The sequence below is a fragment of the Massilia litorea genome, from assembly GCF_015101885.1.
Classification (GTDB): Bacteria; Pseudomonadota; Gammaproteobacteria; order Burkholderiales; family Burkholderiaceae_D; genus Telluria; species Telluria litorea.
In genome coordinates this window covers 3,743,869-3,764,872 of sequence record NZ_CP062941.1, presented here as the reverse complement: position 1 = coordinate 3,764,872, position 21,004 = coordinate 3,743,869, and the positions used below count along the sequence as shown (strand labels likewise).

Genomic DNA, 21,004 nt, shown 5'->3' with positions numbered 1-21,004 from the left:
TCTTGCCTTCTCCATTTGCGCCCCCATCTGCTGACGATGAACGATCGCGCCCCCGTGAAACATCTCCGCCACGATTTCCACCCCGCCGTGGCCAGCTGGTTCGCCGCCAGCTTTCCCGCCGCGACCGAGGCGCAGTTGCGCGCCTGGCCGCTGATCCAGGCCGGCCGCCCCACCCTGGTCGCGGCGCCGACCGGCTCCGGCAAGACCCTCACCGCTTTCCTGGCCGCGATCGACGACCTGGTGCGCGAGAGCGAAGACGGCCCTCTGCCCGACGAGACCCAGGTGCTCTACGTGTCGCCCCTGAAGGCACTGTCGAACGACATCCGCGTCAACCTGGAGGGGCCGCTGGCCGGCATCGGCGCCCAGCTCGAAGCAATGGGCCTGCCGCCGCACGGCATCCGCACCGCCGTGCGCACGGGCGACACCACGACCGCCGAGCGCAACGCGATGCGGAAGCGCGCCCCGCATATCCTCGTCTCGACGCCCGAGTCGCTGTATGTGCTGCTGGGTTCCGACAGCGGCCGGGCGATGCTGTCGACGGTGCGCACCGTGATCGTCGACGAGATCCACGCCGTGGCCGGCAGCAAGCGCGGGAGCCACCTGGCGCTCAGCCTGGAGCGGCTCGATGCCCTGTGCGGCCGGCGCACGGTGCGGGTCGGCCTGTCGGCGACCCAGAAACCGCTGTCGCTGGTGGCCGATTTCCTGGTCGGGCGCGCCGGCGGCGATTGCGCCGTGGTCGACGTCGGCCACGTCCGCGCGCGCGACCTGGGGCTGGAACTGCCGCCAGTTCCCTTGGAGGCGGTGCTGCCGAACGAAGTCTGGGAGCGGGTCTACGACCGCATGATGGAACTCGTGGTACTGCACCGGACCACGCTCATTTTCGTGAACACCCGGCGCATGGCCGAACGCGTGGCGCGCCACCTGGGCGACCGGCTGGGCAGCGAACACGTGGCCGCCCACCACGGCAGCCTGGCCAAGGAATTCCGGCTGGAGGCCGAGCAGCGCCTGAAGCGTGGCGAGCTGCAGGTGCTGGTCGCCACGGCCTCGCTGGAACTGGGCATCGACATCGGCGACGTCGACCTGGTCTGCCAGGTCGGCTCGCCCCGGAATATCGCGGCCTTTCTGCAGCGCGTGGGCCGCTCGGGCCACCAGGTCGGCGGCACGCCGAAGGGGCGCCTGTTCCCGACCTCGCGCGACGACCTGATCGAATGCACCGCCCTGCTCGACTGCGTGCGGCGCGGCGAACTCGACCTGCTGCGCATCCCGCGCGCGCCGCTCGACGTGCTGGCCCAGCAAATCGTGGCCGAAGTGGGCAGCCGCGAATGGGGCGAGGACGACTTGTTCCAACTGGTGCGCGGCGCGGCGCCGTATGCGGAACTGGAACGGAACAAGTACGACGCCCTGCTGCGCATGCTGGCCGAGGGCTACACGACCCGCAACGGCGTGCGCGGCGCCTACATCCACCGCGATGCCGCGACCCGCTCGCTGCGCGGCCGGCGCGGCGGCAAGCTGGCGGCCGTCACCTCGGGCGGGACGATCCCGGAGAATGCCGACTACACGGTGCTGCTCGAACCGCAGGGCCATTCGGTCGGCACCGTGAACGAGGACTTCGCCGTCGAGAGCCTGGCGGGCGACGTCTTCCAGCTCGGGAATACCTCCTACCGGATCATGAAGGTCGAAAGCGGCAAGGTACGGGTGGAAGACGCCGGCGGCGCCGCGCCCAACATCCCCTTCTGGCATGGCGAAGCGCCCGGTCGCAGCGATGAACTGTCGATGGGCGTGGCACGCCTGCGCGCCGAGATTGAAGCGCAGCTTGCCAGCAGCTCGGGCGAGGCCGCGCTGGACCTGGCCGTCGACTGGCTGCTCGAGCACCTCGGCCTGAATGAGGATGCCGCACGCCAGATCGTCGACTACCTGGCCCGTTCGCGCGCGGCCCTGGGCGCCCTGCCGACCCACGACACGCTGGTGATGGAGCGCTTCTTCGACGAGTCCGGCGGCATGCAGCTGGTGATCCACACGCCTTTCGGCAGCCGCATCAACCGCGCCTGGGGCCTCGCCCTGCGCAAGCGCTTCTGCCGTACCTTCAACTTCGAGCTGCAGGCCGCGGCCACCGAGGACGCGATCATCCTCTCGCTCTCGACCAGCCACAGCTTCCCGCTGGACGAAGTCTGGCGCTATTTGAAAGCGGCTACCGCGGAACCGATCCTGGTGCAGGCCCTGCTCGATGCACCCTTGTTCAACGTGCGCTGGCGCTGGAACGCGACCACGGCGCTGGCCCTGCCGCGCTTTGCCGGCGGCCGTAAAGTCGCGCCCCAGCTGCAGCGCATGAAGAGCGACGATTTACTGGCCTCGATCTTCCCGGACGGCGCCGCCTGCCTGGAAAACATCGCCGGTGACCGCGAGCTGCCGGATCACCCGCTGGTCGAGCAGACCCTGGACGATTGCCTGCACGAGGCCATGGACAGCGAAGGCTGGCTGGCCCTGTTGCGCCGGATCGAGAACGGCGAGATCGCATTGGTCGCGCGCGACCTGCCGGCGCCCTCGCCGCTGGCGGCGGAAATCCTCAACGCCCGTCCCTACGCCTTCCTCGACGATGCGCCGCTGGAAGAACGGCGCACCCAGGCCGTGATCAACCGGCGCTGGAGCGACCCGGCGACAACGGATGACATGGGCGCGCTCGACCTCGAGGCGATCGCCGGCGTGGCCGAGGAAGCCTGGCCAGAGACGAGGAACAGCGACGAGGTGCAGGAAGCGCTCGTGGCCCTGAGCCTCGTGACGCAGCAGGAGGCCCTGGCGCGCGCGGGCTGGCCGCAGTGGCTGGAAGAGCTGGCCGAAGCCGGCCGCGCGACCCGCGTGCGCGGCGACGGACTGCAGGCCTGGGTCGCGCTCGAACGCCTCGATTGCGTGCTGGCGGCCTATCCGGGCGCCGAATGCACGCCCGCCCTGAGGATCCCGGACAGCCACTGCGGCAACGATGGCGAACCGTGGACGCGCGACGAGGCCCTGGTCGAGATCATGCGTGCGCGCCTGACCGGCTTCGGGCCGCAGACCTTGCCGGACATCGCGGCCGCGCTGGCGCTGCCGGAATCGACGGCGGCGATCGCGCTTGGTGCGCTGGAAGCACAGGGTTATGTGATGCGTGGCCGCTTCACCCCGGGTGCGGAGGAAGAAGAATGGTGCGAACGGCACCTGCTGGCGCGCATCCACCGCTACACCATCAAGCGGCTGCGGCGCGAGATCGAGCCGGTCGAACTGCGCGACTACATGCGCTTCCTGTTCGACTGGCAGCACCTGACCGAGGACACCCAATGGCAGGGCCAGGACGCCCTGCCCCTGCTGCTGGCCCAGCTCGAAGGCTACGAGGCCGCGGCCGGCGCCTGGGAGGCGGACCTGCTCGGCCTGCGCCTGCGCGACTATTCGATGCTCTGGCTGGACGACCTGTGCCGCTCCGGCAAACTGGTCTGGACCCGCATCGATGCCCCTCGCGCAGCCGCCGGCGGCCCGGTGCGCGGCACGCCGATCGTGCTGCTGCCGCGGCGCCAGGTCGCGCTCTGGCATGCGCTGCCGCTGCCGGGCGGGCCGCCCGAGATCTCGCCGCGTGCGTCGAAAGTGCTGGAGGCGCTGCGGCGCGACGGCGCCATGTTCTTCGACGAACTGCAGTTCGATGCGCGCATGCTGCCGGTGGAACTGGAAAACGCCCTGGGCGAACTGGTGGCGACCGGATTCGTGAACGCCGACAGCTTTGCCGGCCTGCGCGCGATGCTGCTCCCCGCATCGAAGCGCGCCAGCAATGATCGTAGAAAGCGCCGTGGCGCCGGCCCGACGATGGAAGAAGCGGGCCGCTGGGCGCTGGTGCGGCGCGCGCAGCCGTCTGACGAGAACCCCGCCACGCCGCCGCGCCGGCGCAAGCTCGATCCGGAGACGCTCGAGCATGTCGCCATGACCCTGCTGCGCCGCTACGGCGTGATGTTCTGGCGCCTGCTCGAACGCGAGGCGGCCTGGATGCCGTCCTGGCGCGAGCTGCTGCCGGTCTACCACCGGCTGGAAGCACGCGGCGAGATCCGCGGCGGGCGCTTCGTCGCCGGCTTCTCGGGCGAACAGTTCGCGCTGCCGGAAGCGATTCCCCTGCTGCGTGAAGTGCGCCGGCGCCCGCTCGACGGCGCCCTGGTCCTCATCTCCGGCGTCGACCCACTGAACCTGTGCGGCACCCTGCTCCCCGGCGACAAGGTGCCGGCGCTCGGCGGCAACCGCATCCTGTTTCGCGACGGGGTTCCGGTGGCGACCGTGGTGGCGGGGAAGATCGCCTGGCTGGCCGATCCAGGGCCTGAACGCGAGCTGCAGCATGCCCGCCTGGTCTGGCGTCATTATTAAAGCAGCTATCGTCTGTCATCAGACAAACGCCCGGCGTATAATCGCGTCGCCCGTCGACCAGGCGGCGCGCGACCAATTTCCCGATCATGAATACATCCTCGCCAACAGCAGCACCCCTGAAGCGCCACCGCAACCTGGCCCAGGGCGTCGTCGCCCACCTCACCGACAGCATCAAGAGCGGCAGCCTGAAGCCGGGCGACAAGCTGCCGACCGAATCCGAGATCATGCGCATCCTGGGCGTGTCGCGCACCGTCGTACGCGAGGCGATCTCGCACCTGCAGGCGGCCGGCCTGGTCGAGACCCGCCACGGCATCGGCACCTTCGTGCTCGAACCCGCCCCGGCCGCGCCGATGGGCCTCGACCCGGCGACGGTGGTGACGATGCGCGACGTGCTGGCCTTGCTGGAACTGCGCATCAGCCTCGAGACCGAAGCGGCGGGGCTGGCGGCCGGCCGCCGCAGCGACGAGCAGCTGCGCGTGCTGCGCGCGGCGCTCGACAGCTTCGAGGACTGCGCGCGCAAGGGCGTCGAGACGGTGGCGCCGGACATGGCCTTCCACCTGCTGATCGCGCAGAGCTCGGGCAACCGCTACTTCCACGACATCCTGAGCCACCTCGGCACCAACATCATCCCGCGCGCGCGCCTGAATTCGGCGCGCATCGCGCAGGACGATCCGGCGCAGTACCTGGAGCGGGTGATCAACGAGCACGAGGACATCTACAGTGCGATCGCGCGCAGCGACGCGGAAAGCGCGCGGGCGGCGATGCGGACGCATTTGAGTAACAGCCGCGAAAGGTTGCGGCGGGCGCAGGAAGCGAGCGACGCGGCCGGCGTGTAGTGGCGTCTGCCATTTTTCGTTGACCCACTTGCAACATCCCGCCCGGCCAACTAAGATCCACTAGTTTTTGATCACACCACCATTCCAGGACGAACCCGCACAATGAAGAAGATCCCTGCCCCGAACGAAGCCGGTGCCAACGAGCCGCGACTGTACCGGGTGGTGTCGAGCAAGATCGAGGAATTGATCCGGGCCGAGAACATCCAGCCGGGCGAGCGCCTGCCCTCCGAGCGCGACCTGGCGACCAAGCTGGGCGTCTCGCGCACCTCGCTGCGCGAAGCGCTGATCGCCCTCGAACTGGGCGGCACCGTCGAAGTGCGCGGCGGCTCGGGCGTGTACGTCAGCGAGCAGGCCACGCCGCAGGCCGAGGTGCCGACCGCCGGTCCCGGCCCCTTCGAGGTACTGGCCGCGCGCCGCCTGATCGAGGTCGAGGTCGCGGCCCTGGCCGCCAAGCACGCCAGCGATTCGGCAATCGATGCCATCCTGGTTGCCGTGCTCGAGATGGAGCAGCACCACGAGGAGCGCAGCGGCAACGAGTCGGCCGACCGCAACTTCCACCTCGCGATCGCGCGCGCCACCGGTAACAGCGCGATGGTCGGCGTCATCGAATACCTGTGGAGCCAGCGCGGCTCGCTCTGGCACAAGCTGAAGGAACACTTCCAGACCGAGGAACTGCGCCAGCAGACCCTGCTCGACCACCGCAACATCTTCTCGGCGATCGCCTCGCACGACGTCGCCGGCGCCCGCACCGCGATGCGCGCCCACCTCGACCGCGTCACGCGCACCTTCTCGCGCGGCTGATCCACGCCGCACTCAAGGCGGCCGCGCGAACGACTGCGGCCGCCTCAGTCTTCCTCCGCTCCTCTGCCGTCCCCGCCCGCCCCGCCTGCTGCCGCCGCTGGCTGACCACGTACGTACAGCGTTCAGGCCGGAAAATTAACTGGCACAGCCAGATTGCAGAACTGGCCAGACCAAAGTACAATTCCCACACAACAATTGCGTCGCAGGTATTCCTGACGGCGCGCCAGGCGTCCGGGAAGCTGCCCGGGCGTGGGCACGAATAATCGACCGGTGGTGACCTCGGCCAGACTGGCTCTCGTCGCAACGGCAGGGATACGCGAGGTATCCCATTCGAGCGATCCGGGGGGTACATCCGGACGCGATTGACGATCACACGCAGGAGACACGCAGTGCAACACCAGAACGGCATTACGCAACCACGCTTCATCCTGTCGGCCGTCGCGGTCGCGGTCCTGACCCTGGCCAACAGCGCCGGCGCCCAGGAAGCCCCGATGCAGCGCGTCGAAGTCACGGGCTCCTCGATCAAGCGCCTCGCCAGCGAGAACGCCCTGCCCCTCACCACCATCAAGTCCGAAGAACTGGTCAACCGCGGCCTGACCACGATGTCGGAAGTGGCGACCGCCCTCACGGTCGCCTCGACCAACGAGCCGGTCGGCGGCGGGGGCGGCGGCACCATGATCAACATGCGCGGCCTGAACACCAACCGCACCCTGGTCCTGCTCAACGGCCGCCGCCTGGCCAACGAAGCCATCGGCGACAGCTCGGTGAACGTCGACGTGATCCCGATGGCGGCCATCGAGCGCGTCGAGGTACTGCGCGACGGCGCCTCGGCCCTGTACGGCACCGACGCCATCGCCGGCGTCGTCAACTTCATCACGAAAAAATCGGTCAGGGATGTCTCGGTCAGCGCCAGCGCCGTGCAGCCGGAACACAAGGGCGGCGGCGAGCAGCGCCGCTTCGGCCTGGTCGCCGGCAAGGGCGACCTCGCCACCGACGGCTGGAACCTGTACACCGCCTTCGACACCCAGAAACGCGACTCGCTGCTGCAGCGCGACCGCCCGAACATCACCGACCCGGCGACCATCGTCGCGCTCGGCGGCACCGCCTTCGTGCCGAACTCGTCGAGTGTCGGCGCGGCCTCGCCGGCCAACTTTACCGTCTATAACGCGGGCAAGGCGACCGCCACCACCGGCAATCCGTACTTCGCCGCCGGTTGCGCGAGCCCGTTCACGACCCAGACCACGGTCCCGTCGACCCGCACCTCCGGCGCCGGCAGCCGCGTGTGCGTCACCGATCCGACCATCTACCCGGAACTGCTGCCGGAAGCGCAGCAGACGACCTGGTTCACCAGGGGCTCGCTGGCGCACGGCGACGGCAAGCTGCTGACCGTCGAACTGCAACTGGCCCGCTCCTTCATCGACGCGGGCGACGCGCCGCAACCGTTCGGCGCCAACGTCGACTACGACCGCCTGACGGCCTCGCGCAAGCCGCTGATGATGACGAAGTCGAGCAAGTGGTATCCGGGCGGCAGCGGCGGCGTGCCCGCAGTGGCCGGCGTGACCGGACAGGACCTGGCGCTGAACTGGAGCCTGGACGAACTGGGCCGCGCGATCGGCCACGACGTGCAGACCAACCACCGCGTCGTCGTCGCCGACGAAGGCGAATTCAAGGGCTGGGATTACCGCGTCGGTACTTCCTATGCGTACAGCCACCGCGACGTCGGCTTCCGCGACGGCTATGTCAGCACGCCGGGCGTCTACGCCGGCGTCGCCAACGGCATCCTGAACCCGTTCGGACCGCAGGACCAGGCCGGCCGCGACTACCTCGAGAGCATCTCGGCCGACGGCCAGGTCTACCGCGAAGGCGACGTGCGCTACTACGGCGGCGACTTCAACCTCTCGCGCACCTTCATGGAGCTCGGCGGCGGCGCCCTCGGCGTGGCGATCGGCGGCGACTGGCACCGCGAGACCTATGAAGAAAACTCGACCATGCTCGGCAACGAGGTCGCCTACAACGTGACGGGCACGCCGGGGCGCAACCCGAGCGGCCAGCGCAAGGTGGCCGGCATGTATGTCGAACTCGATGCACCGGTCACGAAAGAGCTGAACCTGAACGTCGCCGTCCGCGGCGACCATTTCAGCGACTTCGGCTCGACCTGGAACCCGAAGGCCAGCTTCCGCTACCAGCCGCTCAAGCAGCTCATGATCCGCGGTACGGTGAGCTCCGGCTTCCGTGCCCCGACCCTGCCGGAGCTGTATGGCACGCCGCGTACCCTGAGCCCATCGACCTCGCTCTGGGACGACCCGCTGCTGTGCCCGGGCGCGACGCCGAACGTGCCCAACACCGGTACCCCGGATCCGCGCTACGCCGGCCTGAACCTCGATCCTTCGCGCATCTGCAACACGCGCCTGACGACCCTGACCGGCGCCAATCCGGACCTGCGGCCGGAAAAGGCGAAGACCTATACGGTCGGTTTCGTGGTCGAGCCGTTCAGGAACTTCATGGCCACGGTCGACTTCTGGAAGATCGACATGAAGGGCACGATCGCGCAGATCGACGAAGCGACCATCTTCCGCGATCCGGCGAAGTACCAGGACCTGTTCGTGCGCAACCCCGACGGCACCCTGCAGTACATCACGAAGACCCGCCTGAACATGGGCGGCCTGAAGACCCAGGGCATCGACATCGGCATGAGCTACCTGCTGCCGACCGCGAACTGGGGCCGCTTCGGCGCCTCGCTGGACGGCACCTACACGGACAAGTACCAGGGCCAGAACGAAGCAGGCAGCGAGTGGATCGACTTCGTCGGCCGCGTCGGCGCGCTCGCCACCGGCTCGACCTCGTCGAACACCTATGTCTTCAAATGGAAGCACACGGCACGCGTGAACTGGAACTACGGCCCGTTCTTCGCCCAGCTGACGCAGCAGTATTCGTCGAGCTACGAAGACACGAACGCCCTGGCGACCCAGAAGCCGGGCCAGCCGTTCTACAACGTGATCGAGCCTTATCGCGTCTATAACCTGACGACGAGCTACAAGGTGAATGGCAACCTGAAGATCTCGGCCGGCGTGAACAACCTGTTCGACGCCGATCCGCCGCTGTCGAACCAGCGCCTGTCCTCGCGCGTCGTCTTTGCACGCAATATCGCCAAGCCGATCGGGCGTGCCTACACGGTGCGGGCCGACTACACGTTCTAAGCTGGTCCTTCGCACGGTGGGCGGCCAATCGGCCCACCGTGCTTCCTTTCTTTCGAGGTCCCGAATGAAGCATCTTGCCGCGCTCCTGTCCCTCTCCCTCTTCGCCGCACCGGCTTTCGCCGCCGACGCGCCATCCAGGCCTGCCCGCATCATCCTTGTCGGCGATTCCACCATGGCCACGAAATCCGGCTACGGCGATGCGCTGTGCGCGCGCTTCAAGCCGCAGGTCCGCTGCATCAACCTGGCGCGCGGCGGGCGCAGTTCCGGCAGCTTCCGCGCCGAAGGACGCTGGGACGAGGTGCAAGGCCTGCTGAAGGATGGCGCTTCATTTGCACAGACCTATGTCCTGATCCAGTTCGGCCACAACGACCAGCCGGGCAAGCCGGGCCGCTCGACCGACCTCGTCACGCAGTTCCCCGCCAATATGGAACGCTACGCGGCCGAAGTCGCGGCGCTCGGCGGCGTGCCCGTCCTGGTGACGCCGCTCACCCGCCGCAGCTTCAAGGGCGACTACCTGAAGGACGACCTCGCCCCCTGGGCCGCCGCCACCCGCCGGGTGGCGGCGCAGCGCAAGGCGGCACTCATCGACCTGAACGCGATCAGCGCCGCCGCCGTCCAGAAGATGGGCCAGGACGAGGCCGATACCCTGGCGCAGGCGCCGCGTCCCGCCAATTTCGGCGCACCGGCGGCGCCGGCGGGCACCGAGCCGCAAGGCACGCCGAAGAGCGCGTTCGACCGCACCCACGTCGGCGCCAAAGGCGCGGCGCTGTTCTCCGGCATGGTCGCGTCCGAGCTGGTGCGCCTGTTTCCCGACCTGAAGAACCAGTTGGCGGTGAGCCCATGAAGCGACCTGCCCTTGCCCTGATGCTGGCGGCCGCCAGCAGCCTCGCCTGGACGGCGCCGTCCGCTTTCTTCGCGCGCCAGGAAGCCCCGCTCGACGGCTGGGCCGCGCAGGACGGCGGCACCCGCGGCGGCGCCGATGCGGCCGACATCGTCACCGTGGTCGATGCCGCCGGGCTGCGGCGCGCGCTCGACCCGAAGCACACCGGCAGCCGCATCGTCCAGGTCGCGGGCACCATCGACATGAGCGAAGGCCGGCCGTATGCCAGCAATGCCGACCAGGCCAGGCGCGGCCGGGTGGCGCTTCCCAGCAATACGACCCTGGTAGGTCTCGGCGCGGACGCAGGTTTCGTCAATGCGCACCTGGAAGTGGTCAAGGTCTCGCAGGTCATCATCCGTAACCTGAACCTGCGCAACCCCTGCGACGTGACGCCGGAATGGGACCCGCACGACGGCGCCCAGGGCAACTGGAATTCGCAATTCGACGGCATCTCGATCGTCGGATCGACCCATGTCTGGATTGACCACAACAGCTTCACCGATGCGCCGTTCACGGACGACCGGCTGCCGGTCGAGAACGGCAAGCACAAGCAGTGCCACGACGGCGCGCTCGACATCCGCGACGCGTCCGACTTCGTCACCGTCTCCTACAACCGCTTCGCCCAGCACCAGAAGAACATGCTGATCGGCGCCGGCGACAAGGCCACGGGCGACATCGGGCACCTGCGCATCAGCATCAGCAACAACCTGTTCGAGCGCGTCGCCAGCCGTGCGCCGCGGGTGCGCTACGGCCAGGTCCACCTGTTCAACAATTATCACGTCGGCGACCGGCGCGATCCGGCCTATGGCCACGACTACAGCGTCGGCGTGGCCAAGGGCGCGCGCATCGTCTCGCACGCGAACGCCTTCGAGATCGCCGGTGCGCGCTCCTGCCGCGACGCCATCAAGGCATTCGAGGACCCGGCCCACGACGACGGTCTCTTCACCGACACGGGTTCCCTGCTCAACGGCGCCTCGATCGCGCCCTGCGGCCAGGCGACCACGCCGGCCTGGGTCGTGCCCTACCCGTTCACGCCGCGCCCTGCCGACACGGTCGCCGCCTGGGTGCTGGCGCAGGCCGGCGCCGGCAGGATCGCGCTGCGTCCAAGCGTCGCCGGTTGCCCTTCCAGCGATTTCCTCGCCTGCGAAGGCTTCGAGCGCGGCGCCGGCCAGTGGGAACTGGAGCGCAGCGGCGCGGCCGTGCTGGCGCTGCGCGCGGACGCGGCGAACCACCTGCTGCAGATCGGCGGCAGCGGTCGACTAATGGCGCTGTCAAGGAATGCGGGCTTGCGCTCCGCCGGAGGCCGGGAAGCGTTTGTCGAGGGGCGCGTACGCACGGCGGGCGGCGGACCGGCCCGTTCGCTGTTCCTCGTCGGCCGCTACCGCGACGCCCGTAACTGGGTCGGCGCCGGGATCGACCTGCCGGCAGGCGGCGACACGATGCGGATCCAGCTGGTGAAGATGCAGGATGGCGCCCTGACGACGCTGAAGACGGTGCCGCGTGCGCGCCTGGCGCCACACCGCTTCGCCACGCTGCGCCTCGAGATGGCGCCGGCCATGCTGGCCGTTTACCTCGACGGCGAAAAGATCACCACCGCGCCCCAGCCGGCGTTTACGGCAGGCGAGGCGCGCGTCGGCCTCCTGGCCCAGGGCGGCGTGTTCGAACTCGACGACCTGCGCGCCGGGGTGCCGGGCCTACAGCCGGCGCGCATCGCGCCTGCCCTGACTGGCCAATCCTTCAGCGCCGAGGCCGGGGATCCGCCCCAGTTCATTGGCATCAGCGCCACCGGCAGCGACGGCGTGACGCGCCTGCCCTACGGCGCGCGCTCCAGCAACCCGGCGGTGGCGTCGGTGGCGCTAAGCACGGGCGGCATCCTGGTCACGCCGAGGGCGCCCGGCACGGCGCAGATCGTCGTCGCGAGCCTGCTTGACCCCGCCCTGCACAGCACGATCGACGCCACCGTCGACGCGCCCTTCGCCGCGACCGCCTCCGGCGCCGTACCGGCGGGTGCGCTCTCGCCGGCCGCTGCTGCGCGCGACGTGCCGGTCGACACGCTGCTGCGCATCCGTTTCGACGCTACCCCGACGCTCGGCGCCGGCGGTTCCGTGCGCATCGTCCGCAAGGCGGACGGAAAGCTGGCCGACATCGTCCGCCTCGGCCAGGAAGTGCGCGCCATCGGCGATCCCGGCCTGGCCCGCGCACGCTACGTGCGCTTCACGCCGATCACGGTCGAAGGCGACACGCTGCTGGTCCGGCCGCACGCGGGCAGGCTGGCGTATGGCGAGGAATACGAGGTGCTGGTCGGCGACGGCGTGGTACGCGACGCCGCGCTGGGCGGTGCGCCTTTCAGGGGGATCGGCAAGGCGTCCGGCTGGACCTTCCGCACCGCCGCGCGTGCGCCGCAGGGTGCGACGATCACCGTCGACGACGACGGCCCGGCCGACTTCCGCACCGTGCAGGGCGCCCTGAACCACGCGATGCGCGCCTGGCCGAGAGCGGCGCCGGTGACGGTCGACGTGCGCAAGGGCCGCTACCCGGAGCTGCTTTTCGTCCTCGGCAAAGACAGGCTGACCATCCGCGGCGAGAGCCGCGAGGGTGTCGTGATCGAGGAGATGAACAACGACGGCCTGAATCCCGGTTCCGGCATCAGCCAGGGCGCGGGCTCACCCTCCTTCTCCGGCGGACGTCCGCTGCTGTCGGTCGAGGAAAGCGACATGCTGACGCTGGAAAACCTCACGCTGCGCAACACGACCCAGCGCGGAAATACCCGTTCCGGCCAGGCCGAGACGGTCTACTTCAACAGCGACGGCGGGCGCCTGGTGGCCAGGAACGCCAGCTTCTTCAGCGAGCAGGACACGATCCAGGTAAAGGGGTATGCCTGGTTCTGGCGCACCCTGGTCGAGGGCAACGTCGACTTCATCTGGGGCGCGAACCGGGCGGCGCTGTTCGAGGACAGCGAGCTGCGTTCGGTGGGCGACAGCGGCAACCCGGCCTCGGGCGGCTATGTCGTGCAGGCGCGCACGGTGTCGCGGGACGACCCCGGGTTCGTGTTCCTGAACAGCGTGCTGACGCAGGGGCCGGGGCCGAAAGGCAATGGCGTACCGCCTGGGACGACCTACCTGGCACGCAGTCCGGGGACGGCGTCGACCTGGGACAACGTTGCCTACATCAATACCCGGATGGGAGAGCACGTGGCGCCTGTCGGCTGGGCGGGCGCGGGCGTGAACAAGGAGCCGGCGCCGAATCCGGCGACGGCCAGTGCCGGCCAGGGCTGGCGCGAGTATGGGTCGATGGATTTGGCGGGCAAGCCGCTGGATGTCTCGCGCCGCGCGGGCGGCTACACCATGCGTGCGGACGAGGTGAAGGAACGCTTCGGCAGCAGGAAGGCGGTGTTTGCGGGGTTTAACGGTGGGCAGGGGTGGGATCCAGCGCCGTAATCGGGCCTGGATAGTGCGCCGATATTCGGGCGGCGAGAACGCGTGGGCTCGGGAGCCCACGCGGTTCACCGCATGCACACCCGCGCAGGACGCCAACAACTACTTGCCCGCGGCCCCACGCATATGCTCATCCAGAAACCGCACGGTCGCCTCCACCGTCGGCCCAAGCCACGGATCGAACAACCAGAAACTGTGCGGCGTCTCCGGCAACAGCACCACCCGGTTCGGCACCCCGGCCGCATCCAGCTTGACGATCATCTCCTCGCGCCCGACGGCAAAGCGCGCCTGCGCGCTGCCGATGAACAGGATCGGCGGCGTGCGCGGGTTCACGTAAAAGGTCGGCGACGCTTCGCGCCAGAGCGCCGGCTTCTCCGCATAGCGCCCGCCGAACCAGGCGCCGGCCGAGGAAGGTTGTTTGTTCGGATCGTCCTCGTACATGCGCGCCGCCTCCGACGTGAAATCCGACAGGCCGTCGATGTTGACGATCGCCTGTGCGCCGCTCGACACGGCACCCGGCCCGGCGTCCGGCTCGAAGCGCGGGATGCCCTCGGTGACGCCGGCCAGGCTGGCGATCTGCCCGCCGGCCGAGCCGCCGCCGATGGCGATGCGCGCGGGATCGATGCCGTAGCGGGAAGCGTTGGCGCGCATCCAGCGCAAGGCCGCCTTCGCATCGATGACGGCAGCCGGGTACGGCGCCTCGCCCGAGAGCCGGTAACTGATCGTGGCCGCTGCATAGCCGCGTTCGGCCATGCGGATCGCCATCGGCGCGAAGTTGGCGCGTACCCCGCTGCGCCAGCCGCCGCCGTGGACGAACACGATGCCGGGCAAGGCCTTGGCGGCGCGTGCTTTCGGCAGGTAGAGGTCGAGCTGTAAAGCGCGCTCGCCGTGGCGGACGTAGGTGATGTCGCGCACCGCCTCCACCGAGGCCGGCACCGCGCTGGCGGCCACCCTGATGAAGGGGTAGCTGGCGACGAGCTTGTCATACGTGGTCTCGGCCGTATAGCTCGCGGGCGCGGGCTGGGCCGCGGCGGTGGACAGCGCGCCCGCCAGCGTGGCAGCGATCAGTTTCGGTCGCAGGGATGTCATGCACACCTCGATTCAGGATTCGCCGCGTACGCGGAAGACCACGCGCCGGCTCAGGGTCTGGCCGGGCGCGAGTGTCGTCAGGCCGTTGCGCGCCGCGCCGCGCGGCAGGTTGTGGGCGTTGACCGCATGGTCGACCGGTTCGAAACAGAAGAAGTCGCGGCCGGCCGGCGCGTACAGGATGTAGTAGTCCATGTCGGCCTCGATCGCGAGCGACACACCGGTGTCCGGCCAGTGCACCTCGGCCCTGCCGTCCCAGCCGCAGAAGGCGTGGTCGACCGGGGCCGGCGGCAGCGGCCGGCCGGCAGCAAAGTCCCATTCTGGCGGCAGGTCGATCTCGTCCGCCGGCAGGCCCCGGGGATCGCGCGTCCAGGTGCCGCGCGCGCGTGCACGCAGGGTCACGCCCTCGCGCCGCTCGAGCCAGGGATGCAGGCCGAGGCCGAAAGGCAGGCGCGCGGGGCCGGTGTTGGTGACCTCGAGCGTGACCTGCAGGGCGCAGTCGGTGAGCGCGTAGCGCAGGTGCGCAACATACGAAAACGGCGATGAAAAAGGCGACGCAAAAGGCGACGCATCACGCGCGCCGCCGCGCCGGTCCAGCAGCAGGCTGACGCCGGTGGCCGAGCGCGCCGCCACGCTCCACGGATGCTGCCAGCCGTCGCCGTGGATCGGACAGGGTTCGCCCGGCCGGTTCGGCGCCAGGGCGATGCGCCGGCCTTCGAACACGAAGCCCTCAGGGTCGATCCGGTTCGACCAGGGCACGAGCGGAAAGCATGCCAGTTGTGACGTGGTCGGCGGCGCATCATCGGTGCGTATCCAGGGGCGCAGCAGCGCATGGGTCGCGCCGCCGCGTTGCCAGTCGAGGCGGCCCAGGCCGCCGCCGGCGGCGGGCAGCACTTCGGCGTGGAGAGCGCCGCAGCGCAACGAGATCGCCTCCATGATGGGCCTTATTTGAACATCGGCCCGTCGAGCAGGAATTTGCCACCCTGGTAGATCGTGGTGACGTCGTCCTTCTCCGGGAACGCGGCGGTGTCGGGGAACTTGTGCGCGAACTGCGCCGAGCTGTCCCTGGCCTTGTAGCCGAGGTGGCGCGCGTAGCGGTTGTCCCACCAGACGCTGTCGTTGTCCGACATGCCAAACACGATGGTGTGGCCGACGCGCGGGGCGAACAGCGAGCAGCGCAGCATCTCGGTCAGGTCGTCGTAGCTGAAATAGGTCGACATCATGCGTTTGTTGGCCGGCTCCGGGAAGCTCGAACCGATGCGGATGCAGACCGTCTCCAGGCCGAAGCGGTCGTAGTAGTAGCGCGACATGGTCTCGCCGAAGCACTTGCTGATGCCGTACATGCTGTCGGCACGCGCCGGCATGCTGGCGTCGAGCATGTCGGTGGTCTTGTAGTAACCGACCGCGTGGTTCGAGCTGGCGAAGACGATGCGCTGCACGCCGTGCTTCTGGGCCGCCTCGTAGAGATTGGCGACACCCAGGATGTTGGCCTGCATGATGTCTTCGAACGGGGCCTCGGTCGAGATCCCGCCGAAATGCAGCACGGCGTCCACGCCTTCCATCAGGGCCAGCACGGCCGCCTTGTCGGCCAGGTCGCAGCGCACGACTTCCTCGCCGGGACCGGCTTCGCCCATCTCGGCCAGGTCGGACAGGCGCACGACCTCGGCCCAGGGCTTGATGCGCTCGCGCAGGACGCGCCCGAGGCCGCCTGCGGCACCGGTGAGCAGAATTCGCTTGAAAGGCTTGATTGGCTTGGTTGGCTGCGTCGCTACGGTGTTGTTCATTGCCGGTTCTTCCTGTTGGGGTTCGAAAACTTGTCTCTGCCGCCAGTATGCCATGAACAATCCGTAACCGGCTAGTCCGCCTTGCTAATGCGGTCGGACCACATTAGAATGGCCTGACCAAAAAAACACATCAAGAGACGCTATGACCCTGCCCGCCAAGCTGCTTGCCGCCCTCGTCAGCCTCGCCGTCCTCGGCACCGCTGCTGCCGAAGGCCCCTATCGCAACCCCGACAACAAGAGCGCGAACGATCCCGGCGAAGGCACCTATCCGGTCCCGTACAGGAAACCGGTCGCCGCCGAGATCACCGCCGCCCTGCACCGCATCCGCGGCTACATGGAAGCGCAGACGCCGACGCGCGTCGTGCGCAAGTCGACCGGCGCGCCGGTCACCGATTTCAGGACCCCGGTAAAGGACGCGGTGATGGCCGAGGGCGAGGCCGACTTCGGCCTGCAGGTCTACGAAATGGGCGTGGTCCACGCCGGCATGCTGAAAGCCGCCCAGGTCACCGGCGACAGGCGCTTTACCGAGATGACCGCGCGCCACCTCGGCTTCATCGCCGACAAGCTGCCCTATTTCCGCGCCCAGGAAGAACGCTTCAGGCTGGAGCGCGCGAACAGCTTCTCGCGCTTCCTCGATCCGCGCTCGCTCGACGACGCCGGCGCGATGTGCGCGGCGATGATGCGGGCGCGCGCCGCCGGCATCGGTCCCGACCTCTCGCAACAGATCGCCGTCTGCGGCAACTGGGTCGCCAAACAACAGTTCCGCCTGCCCGACGGCACCCTGGCGCGCCAGCGTCCGCAAGCCGTGTCGCTCTGGGCCGACGACATGTACATGGGCGTGCCGGCGCTGGCGGAACTGGGCCGCATGACGGGCCAGCGCAGCTACTTCGACGACGCGGTGAAGAACGTGCTGCAGATGTCGGGCTACATGTTCAACCCGCAGCTGAACATCTATACGCACGGCTGGAACGCCAACAACCCGGACGCTCCGCAGTTCTACTGGGGCCGCGCGAACGGCTGGGCAGTGCTGACCATGTCCGACCTGCTCGACGTGCTGCCGAAAGACCATCCCGGCTATCCGAAGGTGCTGGAGCAGCTGCGCCGGACCCTGAAGGGCATCGCCCAGCTGCAGTCGGGCAGCGGACTGTGGCATCAGATGCTGGACCGGAACGACTCCTATCTCGAGACGTCGGCCAGCGCCATCTTCACCTATGTCTTCGCGCACGCCGTGAACGAGGGCTGGATCAGCCCGACCACCTACGGTTCGATCGCCCTGGCCGGCTGGGCGGGCGTATCCACGAAGATCAACGACAAGGGCCAGGTCGAAGGCACCTGCGTCGGCACCACCTTCGCCAGCGACCAGGTCTATTACTACCACCGTCCGACCAGCACCGCGGCCCTGCACGGCTACGGCCCAACGCTGCTGGCCGGCGCCGAAATCATCCGCCTGGTGCAGAACCCCGCCTTCGCCATCGAGCACCGGGTGCGTACTTACCACTTCGTGCCGAAGGACGGCGGCCAGACCAGCTACCGCGAACATCACTGATCCACTGGAGACTCCTGATGCAATCGACCCTGCAACGCATTTCGCTGGCGGCCATGTTCGTCCCCGCCCTCGTCCCGGGCTTCGCCTGCGCCGCCGACGCCCTCACCGTGACCGTCAGCCATGACCTGGCGCTGGCGCGGCCCTCGGAGACGATCACGGTCCCATGGACGGAAGTGAACCGCGTCCTGCCGGGCGCCCTGATCCAGCGCCTGGTCGTGAAGGATGCGCAGGGACGCGTGCTGCCGCACCAGGTGACGAATGTGGCGCCGCTGGCGAAGGACCCGAAGAACGTGGGTGCGGCCTACGGCGAACTGATTTTCCAGCACGACTTCGCGGCCGGCGAAAAGAGCGCGACGTTTACGGTCGAGAAAACCGACACCCTGATCCCGGTCTTCCCGAACAAGGCCTGGGGACGCTATGTGCAGGAACGGCTCGACGACTTCGCCTGGGAAAACGATCGCATCAGCCACCGCACCTATGGCCCGGCGCTGGCCGCACCCGCGCCGCCCGGCAGCGGCAAGGAAGTGCTGGTCACCAGTGGCCTGGACCTGTGGTTCAAGCGCGTCGATTATCCGATCATCGACCGCTGGTACAACAAGGGCCACGACCACTACCACAAGGACGAGGGCGAAGGCATGGACATGTACAACGTCGGCAAGTCGCGCGGTGCCGGCGGCAGCGGCGTCTGGGACGGCGGCGCCCTCTTCACCAGTACGAATTACCGGTCCTGGAAAGTGCTGGCCAACGGCCCGGTGCGCGCCGTGTTCGAACTGAGCTACGACGCCTGGGATGCCGGCGGCACCCAGGTATCGGAAGTGAAGCGCTTCACGGTCGACGCCGGCCACCAGTTCGACCAGATCGACAGCACCTTTACTTTCGCCGGTCCACAGCAGCTGACCGTGGGCATCGGCCTGAACAAGACGCCGTCGGACAAGAAGCAGGATCCGCAAATCGCCGTCGTGCGCAGCGAAGCCGATCCGTCGCTGCTGCAGTGGGTCCGGCAGAAGAGCAATGGGTCCATCGGCATCGCCATCGTGCTGCCCGGTGCCACCGGCTTCGCCGAGGACGCACTGAACCACCTGGTGCTGGCGAAGGTGGAGTCGGGCAAGCCGCTGCGTTATTACGCGGGCGCGGCCTGGGACCGGGCGGGACTGATCGTGTCGCAGGAGTCCTGGGCGGCCCATGTGGCGCAGGCCGCGGCGCGCGCGAAGAGTCCGATCAGGGTGAGCCTGGGCGCGCGCTGAGGACGCGCGCGATCATTTCGTTGCCGCTGCGAGGCGCCGGGCGGCCTGCCGCGGCGGCGTATCGCCCAGCGGCAGCAGCGCCGCCCCGCGCGCCAGCGCACGCACGGCGGCAGCCTCGCCGAGGCGCAAACCGCGTCCGCGCAGCTGCGGCAGCGAGCGCACCGGTTCGGGGCTGATCTCGACGGCGGCGCGCACCAGCAGCCGCTGCAGCGGCCGCATCGGCGCGGGCACGAGCGGCGCTTCCGACATCGTGTTCAGGAAGTCGGCGAGGATGCCTGAGCCTTCCAGTCCCGGCGCGGTCGCGGCCAGCAGCGCTTCCCACGCGGCCCAGGAGCGCGGCAGGCCGGTCGCGCCATACAGGCGGGCGGAGGCCTGGCTTTCCACGAAGGCGAGATCCTTGTCGAACGCCGACAGCGGCCGCACGTAGCGGTGATAGGCCTCGCTGAACCCGAACACGGCGGTCGCCTGCACCCAGTCGAGCAGGCGCGGATCGTTGGCGTGATACGGGATCCCGTCCGGCGTCGTGCCCTGGACGTGGCCGTGCATCCGCACCACCTGCGCGATCAGTTTTTCCGCCGCCGAGCGCGGGCCGTACACGGTCATCATGGCGGCGAATCCGGTGCGGCGCAGGCGCATGCCGGGATCGCGCTGGAAGCCGCCCTGGCTCCAGACGCCCGAGCGTACCGAGGGCTCGGCCAGCTCGAGCAGCACCGCCGCCACCCCGCCGACGAACAGCGAGACCGGATTGGCGAACACGCGCCAGGCCACGCCATCCTGCGGCGCCAGGGCCGGCTCGCCCGGCGGCAGGCTGAAATCGAAGGCCATGCCCGGCGGCGGCTGCAGCAATTCCCGTATCGTCTTCAACATCCCCTGACTCCTCCACGGCCGCCGCGCCTCACGGGGCCAGCAATGCTTCACCTGCCGCCGCCATGATCGCGCCGCTCAAGGCATCGAGCAGTGTCGAGGCCGCGCGCGCGTGCTGCCAGTACAAGGGTACATCGAGCGGCGCATCCGGCACCAGTTCGACCAGTGTGCCCTCCGCCAGATGCGGGGCGATCAGCGCCTGTGGATGCATGCCCCATCCCATGCCGGCCAGCCCGGCCGCGACAAACGCCTCGGTCGAGGGCAGCGTGTGGCGCGGCAGCTCGACGTGACGGTGGCAGAGGCGCCGCGCCCAGCGCGCCTGCAGCTCGTCCTTGGTGTTGAACACGAGGCTGGGCGCCTGCGCCAGGCTGCCCGCGCCGACGCCATCGGCGAAATGGCGTGCCACGAAGGCGGGGCTGGCGGCGGCCAGGTAGCGCATCGACCCGAGCGGACGGCTGTTGCAGCCGGCGGCGGGGCGCGCCAGGCCGGTGACCGCGGCCACCACCGCGCCGCTGCGCAGCCATTCGGCGGTGTGGTCCTGGTCGTCCACCGCCACTTCCATCAGCACCGGACTGGCCGCGGCGAAGGCGGCGAGTGCCGGGGCCAGCCAGGTCGCCAGGCTGTCGGCGTTGACGGCGACCGGAAGTGCCACGCGCGCCGGGCCGGGCAAATCGAGTCCGGGCAGCGCGCCCTGCAGGTCCTGCTCGAGCAGGCGCACCCGGTCGACGTGCTGGCACAGGCGGCGCCCGGTCTCGGTCGGCCTGCAGGGCTGGTCGCGCACGACGAGGGCGCAACCGACGCGCTCCTCGAGCTGGCGGATGCGCTGCGAGATGGCCGAGGGCGTCACATGCAGCGCGCGCGCCGCCCGTTCGAAGCTGCCCTCGCGCACGACCGCGGCAAGGGCCGAGAGGGCGGCGTAATCGAGCATGGCGTAAGTTCCGCTTAAGCGTGTGAAGGAAAG

General features: G+C 69.1%; 13 protein-coding genes. 8 read left to right on the top strand and 5 right to left on the bottom strand.

The window, feature by feature from the left end; all coding sequences use genetic code 11:
- Positions 1 to 36 precede the first annotated feature (36 nt).
- The 6 genes from LPB04_RS16930 to LPB04_RS16905 all read left to right on the top strand — a co-directional run bounded on the left by LPB04_RS16930 (position 37) and on the right by LPB04_RS16905 (position 13,522).
- A complete protein-coding gene (locus LPB04_RS16930) occupies positions 37 to 4,371 on the top strand; it encodes a DEAD/DEAH box helicase (RefSeq protein WP_193685678.1) in 4,335 nt (1,444 codons plus the stop codon).
- An 86-nt stretch (positions 4,372 to 4,457) separates the two neighbouring features.
- Positions 4,458 to 5,207 carry a FadR/GntR family transcriptional regulator gene (locus tag LPB04_RS16925; RefSeq protein WP_193685677.1) on the top strand — a complete coding sequence of 250 codons (750 nt, stop codon included), beginning with the start codon at positions 4,458 to 4,460 and terminating at the stop codon, positions 5,205 to 5,207.
- Between the two features lie 102 nt (positions 5,208 to 5,309).
- Positions 5,310 to 6,008, top strand: a complete 699-nt coding sequence (locus LPB04_RS16920) for a FadR/GntR family transcriptional regulator (protein ID WP_193685676.1) — start codon at positions 5,310 to 5,312, stop codon at positions 6,006 to 6,008.
- Between the two features lie 389 nt (positions 6,009 to 6,397).
- On the top strand, positions 6,398 to 9,205 hold the full coding sequence (locus LPB04_RS16915; protein ID WP_193685675.1) for a TonB-dependent receptor plug domain-containing protein: 2,808 nt from the start codon (positions 6,398 to 6,400) through the stop codon (positions 9,203 to 9,205).
- A 64-nt stretch (positions 9,206 to 9,269) separates the two neighbouring features.
- Complete coding sequence (locus LPB04_RS16910) at positions 9,270 to 10,049, top strand: rhamnogalacturonan acetylesterase (protein ID WP_193685674.1); 780 nt, start codon at positions 9,270 to 9,272, stop codon at positions 10,047 to 10,049.
- On the top strand, positions 10,046 to 13,522 hold the full coding sequence (locus LPB04_RS16905) for a pectinesterase family protein (protein ID WP_193685673.1): 3,477 nt from the start codon (positions 10,046 to 10,048) through the stop codon (positions 13,520 to 13,522). Before LPB04_RS16910 ends, LPB04_RS16905 begins: the two co-directional genes overlap by 4 nt.
- Before the next feature lie 99 nt (positions 13,523 to 13,621).
- Here the strand turns inward: LPB04_RS16905 and LPB04_RS16900 are convergent, their stop codons facing one another.
- The 3 genes from LPB04_RS16900 to LPB04_RS16890 are packed head-to-tail and all read right to left on the bottom strand — an operon-like array spanning position 13,622 to position 16,389.
- The gene (locus LPB04_RS16900; protein ID WP_193685672.1) at positions 13,622 to 14,608 is read right to left on the bottom strand and encodes an alpha/beta hydrolase; all 987 of its coding nucleotides are present in this window, start codon (positions 14,606 to 14,608) and stop codon (positions 13,622 to 13,624) included.
- Positions 14,609 to 14,620: 12 nt separating this feature from the next.
- Positions 14,621 to 15,541 carry an aldose 1-epimerase gene (locus LPB04_RS16895; RefSeq protein ID WP_193685671.1) on the bottom strand — a complete coding sequence of 307 codons (921 nt, stop codon included), beginning with the start codon at positions 15,539 to 15,541 and terminating at the stop codon, positions 14,621 to 14,623.
- An 8-nt stretch (positions 15,542 to 15,549) separates the two neighbouring features.
- Positions 15,550 to 16,389, bottom strand: coding sequence for an NAD-dependent epimerase/dehydratase family protein (locus LPB04_RS16890; protein WP_193685670.1), 840 nt, complete (start codon positions 16,387 to 16,389; stop codon positions 15,550 to 15,552).
- Between the two features lie 142 nt (positions 16,390 to 16,531).
- Here LPB04_RS16890 and LPB04_RS16885 point away from each other — a divergent pair, with 142 nt between their 5' ends.
- Complete coding sequence (locus LPB04_RS16885; protein WP_193685669.1) at positions 16,532 to 17,935, top strand: glycoside hydrolase family 88/105 protein; 1,404 nt, start codon at positions 16,532 to 16,534, stop codon at positions 17,933 to 17,935.
- A gap of 17 nt (positions 17,936 to 17,952) precedes the next feature.
- Positions 17,953 to 19,179, top strand: a complete 1,227-nt coding sequence (locus LPB04_RS16880; protein ID WP_193685668.1) for a DUF4861 family protein — start codon at positions 17,953 to 17,955, stop codon at positions 19,177 to 19,179.
- Positions 19,180 to 19,191: 12 nt separating this feature from the next.
- Here the strand turns inward: LPB04_RS16880 and LPB04_RS16875 are convergent, their stop codons facing one another.
- Both LPB04_RS16875 and LPB04_RS16870 read right to left on the bottom strand, forming a co-directional pair.
- Complete coding sequence (locus LPB04_RS16875) at positions 19,192 to 20,046, bottom strand: oxygenase MpaB family protein (RefSeq protein ID WP_193685667.1); 855 nt, start codon at positions 20,044 to 20,046, stop codon at positions 19,192 to 19,194.
- Positions 20,047 to 20,074: 28 nt separating this feature from the next.
- A complete protein-coding gene (locus tag LPB04_RS16870) occupies positions 20,075 to 20,971 on the bottom strand; it encodes a LysR family transcriptional regulator ArgP (RefSeq protein ID WP_193685666.1) in 897 nt (298 codons plus the stop codon).
- Positions 20,972 to 21,004: the final 33 nt, after the last annotated feature.